This window comes from Corallococcus macrosporus DSM 14697, from assembly GCF_002305895.1.
In the GTDB taxonomy this organism is placed as follows: Bacteria; Myxococcota; Myxococcia; order Myxococcales; family Myxococcaceae; genus Myxococcus; species Myxococcus macrosporus.
Window position 1 is genome coordinate 4,826,623 of record NZ_CP022203.1, and the last position, 17,845, is coordinate 4,844,467.

General features: G+C 70.3%; 14 protein-coding genes. 6 read left to right on the forward strand and 8 right to left on the reverse strand.

All coding sequences use genetic code 11. From position 1 onward, the window contains the following. Positions 1-51: 51 nt before the first annotated feature. Positions 52-2,529 carry a S8 family serine peptidase gene (locus tag MYMAC_RS19685; protein WP_095959196.1) on the reverse strand — a complete coding sequence of 826 codons (2,478 nt, stop codon included), beginning with the start codon at positions 2,527-2,529 and terminating at the stop codon, positions 52-54. A 617-nt stretch (positions 2,530-3,146) separates the two neighbouring features. Here MYMAC_RS19685 and MYMAC_RS19690 point away from each other — a divergent pair. Both MYMAC_RS19690 and MYMAC_RS19695 read left to right on the forward strand, forming a co-directional pair. Then, positions 3,147-3,521, forward strand: coding sequence for a hypothetical protein (locus tag MYMAC_RS19690; protein ID WP_013940601.1), 375 nt, complete (start codon positions 3,147-3,149; stop codon positions 3,519-3,521). Positions 3,522-3,759: 238 nt separating this feature from the next. After that, positions 3,760-5,262 carry an ATP-binding cassette domain-containing protein gene (locus tag MYMAC_RS19695; RefSeq protein WP_095959197.1) on the forward strand — a complete coding sequence of 501 codons (1,503 nt, stop codon included), beginning with the start codon at positions 3,760-3,762 and terminating at the stop codon, positions 5,260-5,262. A gap of 81 nt (positions 5,263-5,343) precedes the next feature. Here MYMAC_RS19695 and MYMAC_RS19700 read toward each other — a convergent pair whose 3' ends face one another. Continuing rightward, positions 5,344-6,318 carry an NAD-dependent epimerase/dehydratase family protein gene (locus MYMAC_RS19700; RefSeq protein ID WP_095959198.1) on the reverse strand — a complete coding sequence of 325 codons (975 nt, stop codon included), beginning with the start codon at positions 6,316-6,318 and terminating at the stop codon, positions 5,344-5,346. A gap of 100 nt (positions 6,319-6,418) precedes the next feature. On the opposite strand from MYMAC_RS19700, the gene MYMAC_RS19705 reads away from it, so the two are divergent. Continuing rightward, a complete protein-coding gene (locus tag MYMAC_RS19705) occupies positions 6,419-6,949 on the forward strand; it encodes an FHA domain-containing protein (RefSeq protein ID WP_013940604.1) in 531 nt (176 codons plus the stop codon). Positions 6,950-6,968: 19 nt separating this feature from the next. On the opposite strand, the gene MYMAC_RS19710 is transcribed toward MYMAC_RS19705, so the two are convergent. The 4 genes from MYMAC_RS19710 to MYMAC_RS19725 all read right to left on the reverse strand — a co-directional run bounded on the left by MYMAC_RS19710 (position 6,969) and on the right by MYMAC_RS19725 (position 11,310). Then, positions 6,969-7,499, reverse strand: coding sequence for a hypothetical protein (locus tag MYMAC_RS19710; protein WP_170114748.1), 531 nt, complete (start codon positions 7,497-7,499; stop codon positions 6,969-6,971). Positions 7,500-7,550: 51 nt separating this feature from the next. Continuing rightward, positions 7,551-9,071 carry a Y-family DNA polymerase gene (locus MYMAC_RS19715; protein WP_095959199.1) on the reverse strand — a complete coding sequence of 507 codons (1,521 nt, stop codon included), beginning with the start codon at positions 9,069-9,071 and terminating at the stop codon, positions 7,551-7,553. An 8-nt stretch (positions 9,072-9,079) separates the two neighbouring features. Beyond that, complete coding sequence (locus MYMAC_RS19720) at positions 9,080-9,952, reverse strand: ImuA family protein (RefSeq protein ID WP_095959200.1); 873 nt, start codon at positions 9,950-9,952, stop codon at positions 9,080-9,082. Between the two features lie 143 nt (positions 9,953-10,095). Then, positions 10,096-11,310, reverse strand: a complete 1,215-nt coding sequence (locus MYMAC_RS19725) for a vWA domain-containing protein (RefSeq protein WP_013940608.1) — start codon at positions 11,308-11,310, stop codon at positions 10,096-10,098. A gap of 234 nt (positions 11,311-11,544) precedes the next feature. Here MYMAC_RS19725 and lon point away from each other — a divergent pair, with 234 nt between their 5' ends. Further along, a complete protein-coding gene (gene lon, locus MYMAC_RS19730) occupies positions 11,545-14,028 on the forward strand; it encodes an endopeptidase La (protein WP_013940609.1) in 2,484 nt (827 codons plus the stop codon). 88 nt (positions 14,029-14,116) lie between these two features. Here the strand turns inward: lon and MYMAC_RS19735 are convergent, their stop codons facing one another. Next, positions 14,117-14,458: a LysM peptidoglycan-binding domain-containing protein gene (locus MYMAC_RS19735; RefSeq protein ID WP_239988899.1), complete on the reverse strand. Its 342-nt coding sequence runs from the start codon at positions 14,456-14,458 to the stop codon at positions 14,117-14,119. Positions 14,459-14,688: 230 nt separating this feature from the next. On the opposite strand from MYMAC_RS19735, the gene MYMAC_RS37400 reads away from it, so the two are divergent. After that, entirely contained in the window at positions 14,689-15,039 is a 351-nt protein-coding gene (locus MYMAC_RS37400; RefSeq protein ID WP_157757517.1) for a hypothetical protein, read from the forward strand. 525 nt (positions 15,040-15,564) lie between these two features. Here MYMAC_RS37400 and MYMAC_RS19745 read toward each other — a convergent pair. Then, positions 15,565-16,716: an SH3 domain-containing protein gene (locus MYMAC_RS19745; protein ID WP_239988900.1), complete on the reverse strand. Its 1,152-nt coding sequence runs from the start codon at positions 16,714-16,716 to the stop codon at positions 15,565-15,567. A 172-nt stretch (positions 16,717-16,888) separates the two neighbouring features. Between MYMAC_RS19745 and MYMAC_RS19750 the strand changes: the two genes are divergently transcribed. After that, positions 16,889-17,752 carry an N-acetylmuramoyl-L-alanine amidase family protein gene (locus MYMAC_RS19750; protein ID WP_204816811.1) on the forward strand — a complete coding sequence of 288 codons (864 nt, stop codon included), beginning with the start codon at positions 16,889-16,891 and terminating at the stop codon, positions 17,750-17,752. Positions 17,753-17,845: the final 93 nt, after the last annotated feature.

The window sequence follows — 17,845 nt, forward strand, 5'->3', positions numbered from 1 at the left end:
TTTGGGAAGGAATGAGAGACAACACGGCGCTGCGGCGGACGCGTGCGTGGGCTACGGGCACCCCTTGCCGTAGTTCTGCAGCGCGAGGTTCCGGTCGAGGATGTTGATGATTCCGTCGGAGTTGAGGTCCAGCGCGGGGCTCGCGGGCGGCACCGTCCGCCCGAACTCGGCGGTGATGGCGTTGACGTCCTGCGCGTCCACGCAGCCGTCGCCAGTGACGTCGCCCACCACGATGACGCCGCCGCTCACCACCAGGCCGTAGTCCGCGTCGACCTCGGGCGTCTCGGCGTGGGCGTCCTGGACGATCTCGTCACCCAACACCTCCACCTTCCACCGGCCCGCGGTGGGGTTCTGGATGAAGACGTTCTCCACCGTGTCGCGCGTGTTGGACGTGCCGCCCGCGGTGGAGAAGTTGCCCGCCGTCAGGCCGTTGTTGCCCCAGTACACGGTGCTGCCGTTGGGGGCCGTCACCCGCAGCGACAGGTCGTTGACGCGCGCCTGCGCCGCGCCCACCGTGCCCATGGGGTCGGTGTAGACGAGGGTGACGTTCAGCTCCGTCTCGTTGGGGAGCACCGTCACGTTGTAGGTCCGCGCGCCGAGCGGGCGGATGGGGTCCGTCTCGTCGATGATGCTCGTCTTCGGCGCGCGCTCGTACAGCCGGCGCACGTCGGCCGTGCCCCAGCCCTGCTTGTAGCGGTCGATGTCGCCGTTGGAGCCTCCCGCCGGCCAGTTGTAGCGGTAGGCGTTGTTGATCATCAGGGCCTTGGCGGTGGCCATCTGCGGCCGGCTCTCGAAGACGTCCGAGCGGCCGCCGAAGCCCACCCAGACGCCGCGGTGCCACATCTGGAAGAGCAGCCCGAAGTAGCCGGACGTCTGCGGCGTGGCGGAGCTGGTGCCGCCGAACTCCGTGTAGCTCGCCGTCCCGCTGCCGGAGGCCGAGCGGATGGAGTCGTAGAAGAACGCCAGGTCCGGCTTGATGCGGCCGTCGGCCGCCGGGCCGATGCTCCCGGAGAAGCTCCACCGGTCATCCGAACGCGCGGCGGTGTCCTGGTGGTAGAAGCCCCCCACCGAGACGATGTTCTTCGCCCACGCCTGGGGCCGCGAGTCCTGGTTGCCCGCGTTGCTCTGCGACTGGGTGCTGAGGATGGGCGCCCGGAAGAGGTAGTCATCCACCTCCGCGGAGAGGGTGGTGTACGTGCGCACGCGGGCGCTGCCCACGCTGGATGTCTGGAAGACGGCGCGGTACGGGCCCGCCGGGTCGGTGAGCTCGCGGTTGATGTCATACCGGGACTTCGAGCCGCCGAACTGGGTGGCCTCGGAGTAGTCGAAGAAGATGCCCTGGCCCGAGGGGATGACGCCCCGGGCCAGCGGGTCCACGCCCCGGGCGAAGTTGTTGCTGTAGCAGCTCGTGCCGTGCAGGTTGAAGGCGCTGCCGTAGTCCGCGCTGTGTAGGAGGGGCGCCACGGCCCACTCGCGGTGGTCCGCGCGCAGCTCCGTGTCGAAGATCTCCCCCCGCACGCCCTGCCCGGTGAAGCCGGCCACCTGCTCGATGAAGTTGGCGCCGCCCACCTCGCGCACCGCGTTCATGTCCTTCTCACCGGGCCCACCCCACCGGTCGATGGCCTGCACCGCGTTGGAGCGCGCCACCTGCTGGAGCTGCGCCGCGTCCAGCGTCGCCTCCACGCGCAGGCCCGCGGGCTCCACCAGGTCCACCCTCCCGCCGAGCCGCTCCACCAGCGCCACCACCTGCCGCTGGCGCGCGGCGCCCCGCTCTCCGAGCATGATGGAGTAGCGCTGCGGCGGAAGCGGCGCGGCCCTCCCGGTGAGCGCGTCCCGCAGCACGCCCTCCAGCCGATACTCGGGATGATAGGGCCCCACCCAGCGGACGTAGGGCAGCTCCGTCACCCGCTTCTGCGCGTCCGCGTCCAGCTCGACGATGAAGGTGTGGTCCGTCAGGAAGCGCAGCACCTTGCCGCCCCGCCGGGTGATGGCCTCGGTGTACTCGGGCAGCGGCGTGGCCCAGAACTGCACCAGGCGCAGCGTGTTGTCCGGGGCCGCCGCGAGCTGGCTCAGCGCCAGCGGCTGGGCCTGGGCCAGCGGGTCGAACCGCGCCGCCTCGAGCTGGACCACGTAGGTGGTGGGCCGCACCCGGCCGAGCACCTCCGCGCCGCCCCGCGTGTACGCCGTGAAGTCCTCCGCCGTCCCGTCGTCGCGGAGCTCCTTCCACACGTGGAGCTGGATGGCGGTGTCGGGGACGCTCAGGGTGCGCAGCCCGGAGACGGGCCGCGCCGTGCGGTGGAAGACGAGGCCCGCCGACGTCACCAGCGTGTTGCGGCCCGCGTCGGAGACGAGGCCCGGCGCGGCCGGCGCGACGACGAGCCGCGCGGGCCCGAGCCGCGCCGCGGACGGTGGCTTCGCGCCCGGTGTGCTCGCGGCGAGTGAGGACAGCGACAGCGTGAGAGAGCTTCCCAGGGCCAGGGCCGTCAGCGAACGCCGACCACCCCGGGTCCAAAGCCGAGTCTTGCGCATGTGTCGATGCTCCTTTGATGTGTGCACTCACGTCCGTCTTCGACGCGTCCCCCGCAATGCCGCACCCGGACACCGGCACAGTGCCGTCAGTCCCAGCGCTCACGCGCGGCCCCGCTCCCCGCCGTGCTTCGCTGCCCTCGTGCCCTTCCGCCGATGAAAGGTTTTACGATCAGCAACGCGACCCTTAGTACGGCCCACCCGCACTCATTGTCAAACAACAATCGTATATTTCATGAGCAGTGCGAATATTTCGCGTTGCTGTGTCTGAGAATGAAATGCGCCGCATCCAGACACGAGGCGTGTCGGGTGACGGGCGCACATTCCCTCTCAGGGATTCCCGAGGGGCCCAAGGCGTCCGTCCGTGACGCCACTCGTTACGCGCGTGTTCGTGGACGGCGCTCCCTCCTCGAACGCGCGCCAGGGAGCCGGCGTCCGACAGGTCGCCCTGGACGACCTCGACGCCCGCCGGGCGGTCCGCCGGGGTGGGACGCCGCGACAGCGCGCGCGGGCGGGGCCCCGCGGCGGCGAGCTGCCGCGCCAGACGGCACCACCACTTCGCGGGAACCTTCCGCGCAGCCGGCTGTCAGAGCCTCCGGACACACCACCCGGAGGGAACCATGCAGGACATCTTCATCGCAGGCGGCTGGGGGATGTACCCGACGTTGCTGGCGGGGCTCGCGCTCATCGCCACCTGCGTCCAGTACGCGCGCCGGCCCGAGCCGCGCTACGTGCCACTGATGCTGTCGCTCGGGCTCTGCACCTTGATTGCCGGCACGCTCGGCTTCGCCACCGGCATCCTCTCCCTCCTGCACGCCTACTCCGGTCCGCTGTGGGAGCAGGGCCCGCGCGTCCTCTTCATCGGCACCTTCGAGGCGCTGCACAACGTGGCGCTCGCCCTGCTGCTCGCCATGCTGGGCGGGCTGCTGGCGTCCATCGGCGCGTGGCGGCTGTCCCGCCGGATGGGGAACTTCGCGGCGCCCGCGGCAGGTTGATACGGAACAGCCGGACGCGGCGCCGGGATGGAATCCCCCGCCTCCAGGCGGTCAGGGTTGCATTCCGGCGCGTGTCTGGTCATAGATTGCAGCCATCCCCAGGAGGGATTGACGCCCCCTCCCAACGAGAGGTCTGACGCACCCTTGAGGACGCTTCGCTGAAACCCCAGGTCCGTTGACGTTCCCGCGCTGAGCCGCCTTCGGGCTGGCTTGCGCCCTGGCTTCAGGAGCTTCCTCTATGTCTTCCGTGCGCGCGCACCGCGTGTCGTTCGCGTTTTCCGACGCCGTTCCCGTCCTCTCCGATGTCGACTTCCACCTGTCCCCTGGCTGGACGGGGCTCGTGGGCGCCAATGGCGCCGGCAAGTCCACCCTGCTCCGGCTGCTGGCCGGTGAGCTGACGCCCACCGAGGGACACCTCCAGTTCGAGCCCGCGTCGCCCACGCTCCGCCTCTGCCGTCAGGAGGTGGAGGCGCTGACACCCGACATCGCCGCCTTCGCGGAGGCCTGGGACTCCGTCGCGCGGCGCCTGCATGGCCAGTTGGGCCTGGACGTCACCGCGCTGGAGCGCTGGCCCACGCTGTCTCCGGGCGAGCGCAAGCGGTGGCAGGTGGGCGCGGCGCTGGCCGCGGAGCCCCACCTGCTGCTGTTGGACGAGCCCACCAACCACCTGGACGCGGAGGCCCGCACCTGGCTCATCTCCGCGCTGCGCCGCTTCCGGGGCCTGGGCATCGTCGTGTCCCACGACCGCGCGCTGCTGGAGTCCCTCACCACCGCCACGCTGCGCGTCCACCACGGCGGCGCGCGGTTGTGGCCCGGCGCCTACACCGCCGCGCGCGCCCACTGGGAAGCCGAGCGTGAGGCCGAGGTGGCCGTCCATCAGCAGGCCCGCGCCGAGCAACGCCGCGCGGCGCACCTGCTGGACCAGGCCCGCAGGGAGCAGCAGGCCGCGGACGCCGCGCGGCACACCCGCAAGCGGCTGAAGAACAAGCACGACAATGACGCCCGCTCCATGGGCGCCAAGGTCGTCGCCGGCTGGGCGGAGGCCGGCGCGGGACGGCGCGTGGGCGTCGCGCGGCGCGAGCTGGAGCGCGTCAGCGAGGCCGTGGGCGAATTCACCGCGGACAAGACGGTGGGCCGCTCCGTCTTCCTGGACTACGTGCGCTCCCCCAACCCCTGGCTCTTCACCCTGGACGTGCCGGGCCTGCGCGCGGGAGACGTGGCGCTGCTGGGCCCGGTGAAGATCTCCGTGAGCCGCGAGGCGCGCGTGCGCATCGAAGGCCCCAACGGCGCGGGCAAGAGCACCCTGGTGCGCGCGCTGCTGGAGAACGCGCGCGTCCCGTTGGAGCGCGTGCTCTATCTGCCGCAGGACGTCAGCGCCGAGGAGGCCCGGGCCACGATGGACGCCGTGCGCGCGCTGCCTCCCGAGGAGCGAGGCCGCGTGCTGTCACTGGTCGCGGCGCTGGGCGTGGACCCGGAGCGACTGCTCTCCACCGAGCAACCCTCCCCTGGCGAGACGCGCAAGCTGCTCATCGCCCGGGGACTGGGACAACACGCCTGGACCCTGGTGCTGGACGAGCCCACCAACCACCTGGACCTGCCGTCCATCGAACGGCTGGAGGCGGCGCTGCGCGAATATCCCGGCGCGTTGCTGCTCGTCACCCATGACGCCGCCTTCGCCCAGGCCTGCACCTCCGAGGTGTGGCGCGTGGAGCACGGCCAGGTGACGGTGACGTCCGGGTAGGCGTCACGACGACGGCTCCCGCCGCGAGGCAGGTCGAGGACCCCCAGCCAGGTCCCGTTGCGCTTCCGGGCGCCTGGCGCCTCAGGGGCCCGACTGTTCCTGGAACCACGTCACCAGCCGGGCCAGCCCCTCCTCCACGGAGACACGGGGCCGGAAGCCCGTCTCCCGCTCCAGCGCGGAGGGGTCCGCCCAGGTGGCGTCCATCTCTCCGGGCTGCGCGGGCGTCGAGCGCACCCGCGCCCTCGCGCCCATGAGCCGCTCCAGCACGGCCAGGAACGCCCGCATCGAAACGGGCTCGCCCCGGCCCACGTTGAGGACGCGACAGGCGGGTGCACCCTGGGGCGGCCGGTCCAACACCCGCAGCACGGCCTCCGCCACGTCCTCCACGTAGGTGAAGTCGCGTTGCATCTGGCCGTCGCCGTGCAGCGGCAGCTCGGTGCCTTCGCGCAGCGCCCGGAGGAAGCGCAGGGGCGCCATGTCCGGCCGCCCCCACGGGCCGTACACCGTGAAGAAGCGCAGGCCGCTGACAGGCAAGCCGTGCAGGTGGCTGTACGCGTGCGCGAGCAGCTCGTCCGCGCGCTTGGTGGCGGCGTAGACGCTGAGCGGATGGTCCGCCGCGGCGCCTTCCTGGAACGGCGGCGCCGAGCCTGCGCCGTACACCGAGCTGGAGGACGCGTAGACCAGGTGCCGGACCCGGGCCGCGCTCGACTGCTCCAGCACCTGGAGGAACCCCGACACGTTGGCGTCCACGTACGCCTGCGCGGTCCCCGCGGGGGCTCGCACGCCCACGCGCGCGGCCAGGTGGACCACGGCCTCGGGGCGCGTCTGCTCGAAGAGCGCCCGCAGCGCGGGGCCGTCGGTGACGTCCTGGTGCCGGAAGGTGAAGTCCCGCGCCCCTGGGAGCGCGCGGAGGCGCGCCAGCCGGGCCTGCTTCAGCGCCACGTCTCCGGCGGGGTCCAGGTTGTCCACACCGATGACCGCGTCCCCCCGCGCCAGCAGCCTCGCGCTGACGTGGTGGGCGATGAAGCCCGCAGCTCCCGTGACGAGTACCCGCATCCGCCTCCACGCTCCCACGCCTGCCGCCACCACGCCACGGCGGATGACGTGGACGCGGCGCTTCCCGTCCCCGTCACTTGCACGTAGGGTGGAGGCCCTCATGGTGTCCGTGAAACAGCTCCGCCCCTTCGCCGGTGCCTCGCTGGACGCGTTCCGGGCCGCGTCTGGCCCCGTGGCCCTCATCCAGCAGCCCGTGGAGCTCCTCGCCCAGCGCCCCGGGGGCCTGGCGGCGCGGACCGTCGGCATGGCCCACCGCGCGCACATGGACGAGCGGCTGCTCGCCATGCTCCGCGACTTCGACAACCTGGAGGTCCACTTCCTCCAGCCCACCGTGGACGGCGAGGAGTGGACGGTCGGCCGCACCGACGAATGCGACCTGCTGGTGCCCGACCCGTCCGTCTCCCAGCACCACGCCACGCTGCGCTGGAACGCCGCCCGAGGCGGCTTCACCGTGCGTGACGCCGAGTCCATGAACGGCACCTTCATCAACGGCGCCCCCCTGGGCTACCGCGCCCAGGTGCAGCTCCAGGACGGGGACACCCTGGCCTTCGGCGACGCCCAGTTCCTCTACCTGCGCGCCGAGACCGTCTACGAACACCTGCGCCTGGCCAGCCCAAGGAAGGCCCCCTGAGCCGCCCCGCGCCCGCGGCTCAGGGAATGGCCTGGATGGCCTCCACCACCGCCTTGCGGAGGTAGGAGCGCAGGTCCGTCTGCGCCTGGTACATGCCAATCATGGAGACGGTGCGCGTGGAGTTGCTCCACCGCAGCTTGCCGCTGGGGCCCACCACGCCCGTCTCCAGCAGCACCTCCGCGCGGCCCATCAACTGGGCGGACGTCACGTCCACCCAGTTGAGCACCACCACCACCCCGGCCTCGGCCTCGTTGTCCTGAATCATCGCCACCACCTCCTGGATGGTGGGTGACGGCGAGGCGGAGATGCGCGTCCCCACCACCTCGAAGCCCCGCTCCCCCAGCGTGGCCTGGGCCTGGCTCACCAGCACCGAGCGCGGGTTGCCCTCACCGAGCATGTCCTGCCGGTACGTGTAGGTTGGCAACGCGTCCACCCGGGAGCCCACCACCACCACGACCTTGCGCAGGGCCCCTGGCGGGCGGACCTGTCTCGCGGCGCACGAGGTCAGCAGGAGGCAGAGCAGGACGGCGGCGGGACGCAGGACGCGCATGAGGGGAACCTGGGAGGCGGGTACGAGGCCACTATGCTGGGCCTCCGGGCCTCAGTCGAACAGTCCCTGGAGGTAGAAGCGGCCATCCCGTCCGTCGCGGAACACCCAGGCGGGGCCCAACCCCTCGAAGTGAACCCGGTAGTAGTCCCGCTGGAAGGCGGAGGACTCCGACCACCACTCCCCGCCCAGCCGCTCCGGCCCCGTGAGCGCCGTCACCCGGTGCCGCCGCCCGCCCATGCGCGCGGCCAGCAGCCTCCCGGACTCCGCCACCTCCGCTTCCAGGCAGGCCGGCTCCGCCAGCAACCGGGAGGGCCGCTCCCGCGAGGCCGCCGGCACGGAGGAGACAGGCCCTGCCCCTCCCGGCTCCAGGAGCTCCGCGGACAGGCCCCGCCGCGCCTCGGGAGGCCGGAAGGCCCGCGCCCCATGGGCCGCCTCGGGCCGGTGGACGGGCTCCAGGCCCGCCGCGAAGAGCGACGCCTCCCCCAGCGTCGACGCCAGCCGGGACAGCACCACCTCCAGCGCCGCGTCCCCCTCCGGCGTGTCCCCCAGCGCGAGCTGCTGCCCGCCGTCCTCGGAGTGCTCGTCCACCCGCGCGGACACCTCCGCCACCGGGTTCTCCAGCCGCAGCGCCTCCAGCCGGTGCCGCGCCAGCTCGTGCAGCAGCTTCGCCCGCGCCGTGGGCCGCGCCAGCGTCAGCGTCACCTGCCGGTGTCCCGTGGGGTCCAGCTTCAGCGTGAAGGTGAGCCGCACCGCCGCGAGGCACCGCCCGGACAGCCGCGCCCCCAGCCGGTCCGTCAGCGTCTTGAGCGCGAAGCGCAGCGGCTCGAAGGACTCCGCCGGGAAGTCCAGCACCACGCGCTCCTCCAGCACCTCCTCCAACACCGCCGGGACGAAGGGCGTGTCGTCCTCCCCCCGGCACCACGCGTGGACCCGGGCGCCGGCCGCGCCGCCCCGGGCCGCCACGGCCCCCGCGGGCAACGCGGCCACCTCCCCCAGCGTGGTGAGCCCCAACGCGGAGAAGGCCGCCCCCTCCCGGCCCTCCAGCGCGGACAGCGGCAGCGGCGCCAGGGCCCGGGCGCTGTCTCCCGGGGCCACCACCTCCACCCGGCGCGCGCCATGCCGGGCGACCGCGCGCGCGGTGAACGCCTCCGAGGCCACCACCACGTGCGCCCGGTAGCCCAGCTCCGCGCACACCGCCAGCACCCGCGCCCCCAGGCCGTCCTCGCCGCCGCACAGGTGCGCGGCCCCCGCGTCCAACCACAGCCCATCCGGCGCGCGGAGCTGGAAGCCCGGGGCCAGGGGCAACAGCGCCTCGCCCAGCGCCGTCAGCGCGCGCTGTTCGTCCTCCGGGCGGTAGTCGAAGTGCCGCAGCCCCGGCTCCAGCGCGGTGGCCGCCGTCAACGTCATCCCCGGACGGACTCCCGCCTTCAGCGCGGAGGTGGAGGCGAAGGCCACGCGGCGCTGGCCACGGACCGCCTCCACCAACGCGAAGGGGCGGCCCGACAGCTCCGGGGACTCCACCACCCGGCGCTGCACCGGGAAGCGGGTGAGGTGCAGATAGGCCCTGCGCATGGCGAGCCTCAGTGCGCCGGCAGGGCCGCGTCCAGCCCGTGACGCACGGGCGGCAGGGGCGCGTCACGGCCGGGACGCTGGCCCAGGATGCCCAGGCCATTGCGCAGCGCGCCGGCCTGCTCCCGCAGGAAGTCCTCCGTGCCGTCCTCCGCGTCCTCCGCCACGTCCAGCAGCCGGCCGCCGCCCTCCAGCCCCAGCGCCGGATACAGGGTGCTCCACGGCAGCACCGCCCGCGCGCCCGTGCCGCCCTGGCGGCTGCGCACCACCTCCACCGACCAGCCGTCCCCGTCCCGGGCCTCCGTCCGCAGCCGGACCACGCCATCCGCCGGGGACTCCGGCGAGGTGAGCAGCAGGAGCAGCCCGCCCCCACGCGCCGCCGCGTCCGCCAGCTTCCGCGCCTCCGCCAGGGCCACCCGGCACGGGCGCCCGCCGGAATGGACGCCACGCGTCAGGTCCAGCACCACGCAGGTGAAGGCCCCGCTCCGGGCCAGCTGCACGGCCGCCCAGACGCGCTGCTCCGGCGCCTGGGGCCGCACGATGAGCAGCCGCTCCAGGTCCACCCCCAGGCCCGCGGCGGCCGGCGGGTACAGCTCCCGGGGGCCATCCACCCAGGCGCACAACCGCGCTTCCCGATGCGCCGAGGCCACCGCCTGCAGCGCCAGGCTGGTGCGCCCCGAAGCCGCCTCACCGCACAGCTCCACCACCTGGCCCAGGGGCAGGCCGCCCGCGGGCAGCAGCGCGTCCACCGCGTCCAGGCCCGTGCGGAGCACCGCCAGGTAGCGCCGGGGCGCCGCCTGCAACTGGCGGATCCGCTCCCGCAACCGCGCCACGACCGAGCCCGTCTCCTGCCCCACTCCCACTCGCTGCTCCGCCGCGCTCATCTCGCCTCCTCGCCAGGCCCGCCGGAGCCGAACGACCGGCGGGGCGGTCGTCCACTATCCTCGGAGGTCTGACATGCGCCTTCATGGGACGCATGGCGGTGGGTGCGTGGATCAGACCCGCTGGTGCGGGCTCCCGGCGCGCCTCAGCCGGCGCAGAGGACCTTCACCTCGACCTTCTTGTCGTCCGCGCGGCGCAGGCAGCTCGACTGGAAGAACAGGCGGGCCGGGTACCGCTCCGTGGAGGCCTCGTAGCGCAGATCCCCCGCGGCCACCGAGCACCGCTCCACCGTGTCATCCGCGCGCGTCAGCTCCACCTGGACCAGCCGGGGGTCGGGCAGGTTCACCACCTCGATGCTCTGCGCCACCGTGGCCAGCTCGGCGATGCGCAGCAGGGTGTCCCGGTAGTTGTCCCGGCAGATGGAGTCGAGGTTGTCGAGCGACTGGTCGAAGGCCTCCGCCATGGCGCGCTGCCGGTGGCCGGGACCGTAGGAGGTCGGGCAGTCGACGTTGCGCACGAAGACCCCGTCGGGCGTCTCGTCGCGGATCAGCTCCGCCCGCTTGTCGGACAGCGCCACCGGCCCAATCGTGGCCCAGAGGACCTGCCGCGAGGCCCCATTCGAGTCCCGAAGCTGCTGGAACATGTCGAAGTACTCCTCCACCGGCGTCAGCAGATGCGACTGCTCGCTGCAGTTGTCGATGGACGTGTCGTCGGACACCCAGACCGGCGGGGGCCGCTCCGTCGTGCTGCAGTCCTCCTCGTCCGTCACCACCGCCACCAGCAGCCGCGCGCCGTCGCGCAGGAACCCGGCGTTGCCGCCCTCCGCCAGCGACGTGGAGCTCAGCGGCTCCGAGACGGCCAGCCGGACCGCCTCCAGGGGCGTCTCCTGTCCGCTGCCCTCCGTGCCCTGGATCACCAGGCGCCGGAACTTCTCCAGCACGTACGGATCCGTGCCGTCGATGAAGCGCTCGTCGGTGGGGTTGCCCGCCGAGTCCGGCACCGCCTGCAGCTTGCCGGCTTCGCTGGCGTACTCCCGGTACTGCGTCCGCCCCTCGAACATGGCCAGCCGGTACACGGACGTGGTGATCACCCCCACCCGGAAGTCCTGCGACACGCCGCTGCCTTCCTTCAACGCCTCCAGGAAGGCCGGCAGCTCCGTGGCGATGGCGTTCTGCTCCTCCTCCATGGATCCGGAGTTGTCGATGACGAAGAGGATGTCCGTCTTCTGCGGCGCGATGACCGGCGACTCGCTCTCGCACGTGCCCGGGAGGTTGGAGCCCGGCTCGTCGACGGGCGACCGGCACGCCGTTCCCAGGAGGGAGGGCAGCAGGAGCAGGTGGGCGAAGGATCGGAGCTTCATCGGGGGCCTCTCGGAGAGCGCACGCCCCGGCGGGGCGCCACGTCAGACACTGGGGGGCAAGCATGCCCCACCCCTCGCCCGGACGCGAGACTTCCGAGGAACACGGGAGTGACTGCGGGGGTCGGAAAATCGCACACGGCGTTTGCCATGTCCGTTTTGGTTGTTACGTTGGTTCATCCGCCGCAGAAAACCTGGAAATGTTCACTGGTTGTCGAAGAGAGAAGGCTGAACTCCATGTCCGATGAGAAGAAGAAGGGCGCCGCTGCGAGCGCTATGCCCACCGCGATGGCCCCTCCGGGGCTCATCAACAAGGAAGACATCCCGCAGGTGCTCCCCATCCTCCCCCTGCGCAACAGTGTCTTCTTCCCGGGTGGGGTGCTTCCGCTGGCCGTCGGCCGCCAGAAGACCATCGCCCTGATCAAGGACGCCGTGCGGGACGACCAGGTCATCGGGGTCGTCACCCAGCGCCGCGCCGAGGAAGAAGATCCGGGCGCCGCCGACCTCTACACCATGGGGACGGTCGCCCGCATCGTGAAGCTCCTGAAGATGGGCGAGGACAACTACTCGCTCGTGGTGCAGGGGCTCGCCCGCTTCCGCGTGGTGGAGCTGGTCCAGGAGGCGCCCTACCTCAAGGCCCGCGTGGACGCCGTGGAGGACAAGACCTCTTCGGAGAACGTGGAAGTCGAGGCGCTGGGCATCAACCTCAAGAAGCTGGCGCGCGAGGTCATCGAGCTGATGCCCGAGCTGCCCGCCGCGGCCACCGAGCTGGTGGAGAGCATCACCCACCCCGGCCACCTGGCGGACCTGATCGCCGCCAACGTGGACGTGCCCATTGAAGAGAAGCAGGCCGTCCTGGAGACGGTGGACCTCAAGGCCCGGATGAAGCTCGTGCTGGAGCTGCTCAACCGGAAGCGGGAGATCCTCAAGCTCTCCAACAAGATCGACTCCGCCGTGAAGGGCGAGATGTCGAAGACGCAGCGCGAGTACTACCTGCGCCAGCAGCTCAAGGCCATCAAGGAAGAGCTGGGGGAGATGGGCGAGGAGGAGGAGGAGCTCGACGAGCTGCAGGAGCGCCTGAAGAAGGCCAACCTGCCGCCCGACGTGGAGAAGGTCGCCAACAAGGAGCTCAACCGCCTGAAGACGATTCCGGCGGCCTCCAGCGAGTACACCGTCGCGCGCACCTACCTGGATTGGATCGCCGACCTGCCGTGGGCGAAGCTGTCCGAGGACAACCTCGACATCGAGAACGCGCGCCAGCAGCTCGACAAGGATCACTTCGGCATCAAGAAGGTGAAGAAGCGCATCCTGGAGTACCTGGCCGTCCGCAAGCTGAAGAACGACATGCGCGGGCCCATCCTGTGCCTCGTCGGTCCGCCGGGCGTCGGCAAGACGTCGCTGGGCCAGAGCGTGGCCAAGGCCACGGGCCGCAAGTTCGTGCGCCTGTCGCTGGGCGGCGTGCGTGACGAGGCGGAGATCCGCGGCCACCGCCGCACCTACGTGGGCGCCCTCCCCGGCCGCTTCATCCAGAGCATGAAGAAGGCCGGCACGAAGAACCCGGTCATGATGCTGGACGAAATCGACAAGCTCGGCGCCGACTTCCGCGGCGACCCGAGCGCGGCGCTCCTCGAGGTGCTGGATCCGGAGCAGAACAACACGTTCAGCGACCACTACCTCGACGTGCCCTTCGACCTGTCCAAGGTGATGTTCGTCGCCACGGCGAACCAGCTCGACCCCATCCCCGGTCCGCTGCGTGACCGCATGGAGATCATCGAGCTGACGGGCTACACCTTCGAGGAGAAGCAGAGCATCGCCCGCATCCACCTGGTGCCCAAGCAGCTCAAGGAGCACGGCCTCAACCCGGACCACATCGACATCACCGACGAGGCGCTGCTCACGCTGACCACCGCGTACACGCGCGAGGCCGGCGTGCGCAACCTGGAGCGCCGCATCGCGGACATCTGCCGCGCGGTGGCGGTGGAGGTGGCTGGCGGGAAGACGGAGAAGCAGACCATCAACGCCGAGCGGGTGAAGGAGATCCTCGGGCCCGAGATGTTCTACTCGGAGGTGGCCGAGCGCACGGAGGTCCCGGGTGTGGCCACGGGCCTGGCCTGGACGGCGGCGGGTGGCGACCTGCTCTTCATCGAGGCGACGAAGATGGCGGGCAAGGGCGGCATGACGCTCACCGGCCAGCTCGGCGACGTGATGAAGGAGAGCGCCACGGCGGCGCTGAGCTACCTGCGCAGCAAGGCGGAGCAGCTCGGCATCAGCCCGAACTTCCTGGAGAAGACGGACCTGCACCTGCACTTCCCGGCGGGCTCCATTCCGAAGGACGGGCCCTCCGCGGGCGTCACCATCCTGACGGCGCTGACGAGCCTCCTGACGGGCATCCGCGTGCGTCACGACACGGCGATGACGGGCGAGGCCACGCTGCGTGGCCTGGTGCTGCCGGTGGGCGGCATCAAGGAGAAGGTGCTGGCGGCGCACCGGGCGGGCATCAAGCGGGTCATCCTGCCCGAGCGGTGCCGCAAGGACCTGGTGGACGTGCCGGACCAGGCGCGCAACGAGCTGGAGTTCATCTTCGTCACCCACATGGACGACGTCCTGAAGGCGGCGCTGGAGACCCCGCCCGTTGGAGTGACGGGCACCCCGGGCGGCGAGCCGGGCAAGGAGGCCCCGCTGCCCAAGCCGGCCGAGTCCTCCCCCGAAGTCCGCGCCTAGCGCACGGCCTCCGGGCTGACTGGAAGTGACACGGGCAGGTTCCCGCTTCGGGAGCCTGCCCGTTGTCTTTGCGGGGGGCAGGCGGCGCTCAGAGCGAGAACAGGAAGTGGCGCGGCTCCGGGACGCGCTTCACCCGCAGGATGTGGCTGTGCTCTACCGGCAGGCGGGGAACGGCCTCCGGGCGGGGAATGTAGAGGATGCCGGGGTCGTCCTCTCGGGTGAAGACGTACTGCCCACGCGCCCCCTTGCGCGTGCAGCCCACGTCGAGGATGAGGTGCCGCTCGATGTCCGCCGCATCCGTGGTGTCCCAGTTGAAGCGGGTGAGCGCCTCCACCGAGAGGCCATACATCTCCGCGACGCTCTCCAACGTCTCTCCGTCAATGACCCGGTGCTGGGTGACGCGCGCGAGGAAGCGCGGCGCGCTGGCCACCCTCGCCCCCTGCCCTCGCTTCGCGGGGCCCTGCTGGGACCAGGGGCCTCCTGTCCGCACCAGCGCCAGCGTGTTGCCCAGGGTGGCCCCCGCCAGGGCGGACAGGACGTGAGCGCTCCCCTTCGGAACGCCTTGCTGTAGGTGTTCTCCTCGAACAGCTTGCGGGCACGAATCAGGACCACGGACGCCTGCGCATTCTTCCAGTCGCCGCTGCGCACCCGGATGAGATCGTGCTCACCCGTGACCTGCTTGCTGGCGAGCGCCGCCAGGTCCGTGCCATCCCGGGAGCCCGGTTCAGGGGGGAAGAAGAGATGGGTTCCCCTCTGGGCCCCAACCTTTTTGTTCTGCGTTGCCGGGTCCGCGACCACCAGCCACAGGTGCCTCCCGGTTCGGTCCACCAACCAGGCGAATCCGATGATCAAGATGAGATGAATGGGCGCATCTCTCGCAATGGAGAATCCCGAATAGAAAATGACCGGATTGTTGGCCGCGAGCGCCTTGAGAATCAGCGACAGCCTGTCTTCGATGAGACGAGGATCATTCATAATCCGCGCAGCGTGCCTTCGTCGATCCTGAAGTGAGTACGGCAACACTTGCGAGTACGCCATATCCAGCACCGCGGACGCGCTGAAATCTTCGTCGGCATCATCGAACTTCGGCGGGACAACGTTGGGCACCTGTCGCCGCTTTGCCCCGCGGTTTGAGACTGAATATCCCGCCAGGTTGCGCCCATATGGCCCATCCTTCGGCTTGAGGTGAAAGGCCCGCTGCCCTCCTGGATATCTCAAATCCACGAAGTGCCCAGGCGTGCCTCCATCCCAATGGGCGATGAACCTCGAAACAAAGTCTCCACCCTGCACCACTTGATAGTAGTTATATGCCATTGCACTGGCAGTCCGCCCACACCAGTCGGATGGCCCTCCATGATAGTGCTGCCCCAGGAGAGGAACTTTCAGGATGTGATATTCATCCAGGGCGGACAACAGCAACTCTGGCAACTCATATTGCCAGACAGCACGATACAAACTCTGAATAGGCACGACTCGTTCCCCCACGAGTACGTTCAGTCGCTCAGCTCCAGTGCCTCCCCTGGCACTGGAGCACTACTACGGCCCGCCCTCCAGACACTCCCCTCCGAGGTCGGGGTACTTCTGAAACACATGCGTACACGCCAGTTCTCCCAGGTATGCGATGTCGCCACCAGCATCCGGAAGCTTGAAGATCTCCTGTCGTGTCTTCTCCCCGTCGATATCCGCGAGTGTCAACCGCAGGGTGTTCTCATGTTTCGACACAGCGGCAACCCATAGATATTCCACGCTCCCGCCCCCACTTTCGATCAGGACAAGGACGCGGCCGTGAATATCTGCCCTGAAGCGAAGGAGATAGGGGCGCTTCAGGCAGGCATGCCATCGCAACCGAGGAATACCGTCCTCCGCCTCCATCGACAACAGCGCCCACCTGCCAGGAATCGCGCGAAAGAAGGCCAGCTCAGCCTCATCCAGCACGTATTGCCCGAACGAAGGCCTCGAATAAACATCCGAAGATGCACTGACACCAGGAAACAGCGCCTTGTCCAGCACTGACGTCAATAGCGCAGTTGCTTGCTCCAGCACCTCGCCTTTGACCTGTATCTTCGCTGTCTCATTGAAGCGCCTGTTGTCGAACCGGAACCGCCCCCGATACACAGTCAAAACATCGCCCGCCCCGAACGCAACGACAAACAATCTACCTCTTGTCTCCACCTGGACCTTGACACCATCGAGATAGCTCGTGCTGATGCTTTTCAAGCAGCGTTCGGGATCATTCACCGTGCAGTCGAACTCGAACGGCCTCCGCAGGCTCGGATTCTTCAGCCGCGCGACGGCCTCCAGGTTGCGCTCGAAGAACAACGTCCCCAACGCCTTCTGGAGGCCAGTGTCCTCAGGCGCCAGCGTGGCGGCACGCAGGGCGCTCTCTTCCCGCTGCAGCAACGTCCTCTTCGGGTCCTTCGCCTCCGCGGCGAGCTTCTCCACCGACGGCTTCTCGGGGCCCAGAAGCGTCCCCACCACGAAGCCTTCCGCCTCTCCGCAACGCACCCGGGCCCAGCCCCCCTCGAGGGACTCCAGCGTCAGGCACTCCGTCGCGATGGGCAGCGTCTGGAGGACCTCCGCCGTCTTGTCGGCCTCCATCCGCAGATTCACCGAGGAACCCTGCACGTACGCCGGCGGCGGATCTCCCCCCGCGGCGGCCACCAGCAGGCCTAGCAGCATCGTCTTCATGCCCTGTACGCCTCCCCCTCTGTTGAAGACACTCGCATGCCAGTCCGACGCAGGTCCATGAGGGGCTGTTCTACTCAGTGAGTCGAATTCGACCGCGATGTGGGCTTCCACTCCACCCCATCAACAAGGGAGACTACGCAACGACGCTCCTTTCTTGGGCATTTCAAGCACCATGCCGAAGACATTCTTGCTGATGCGCCTGGGACTCGCCCTCTGGGCCGGGGCCGCCGCATCCTTCGAAACCGCCACCGTCGTCCCCGCACCCACGTGGCCCGCGCCGGGCGCGCCGCTCACCGTGGCCGAGGTGCGCTTCCCCAAGGGCTTCGGGAAGCGGCGCATCTACCTGGATGCGGGGCACGGCGCGGAGGGGAACACCGGCAACAAGGGCGTCACCTGCGAGGACGAGGAGACCTTCACCCTCCGAGTGGCGGAAGACCTGGCGAAGCGACTGGAGGCGACCGGCCACTTCCAGGTGCGCCTGAGTCGCAGGCCGGGCGAGCGCGTCCCCTACGCCGCTCGCGTCACCGCCGCCGAGCAGTGGCGCGCCCATGCCATGCTCAGCCTGCACTCCGACTCGCGTGGCACCGCCACGCCATGGTCTCCAACGCCGGACCAACAGTGCAACCGGCAGGACTCCGCGCCCGGCTTCACCGTGCTCTGGTCGGAGTCCGCGGAAGCCACCGCGCTTCTCCAGGCCGGGCGCGCGAGTCTGGCCCGTGCCCTGGCGCGGAGGCTGGGACAGGCAGGCTTCCCGCCCTATGACGGCGTTGACTACGAGGGCCTCTACGCCATCGACACCGAGCAGTCCGGCGTCTTCGTGGCCCGCGAGCCCACACATCGGCAGATCTTCGTGCTGCGCAAGCCGCGCATCCCCTCCGTCATCATCGAGACCCACCACGCGCTCGACTTCGAGGAGGCCGCGCGCTGGCGCGAGCAACGCACCCTGGAGGCCTTCGCCGCCGCCGTGGCCCAGGGACTCGTGGATGCGCTCGCACCAGAGGCCCCGGCCAAGGCCAGCGCGTCCGCGCCGCGCTGAGGTCCTCGCGGCGCCTGGAACACGGCACGCCACGGGCCAGGACAGGCCCCGTGGCGGCGCATCCGTGCGTGCCTCAAAGACAGGCCACGGACC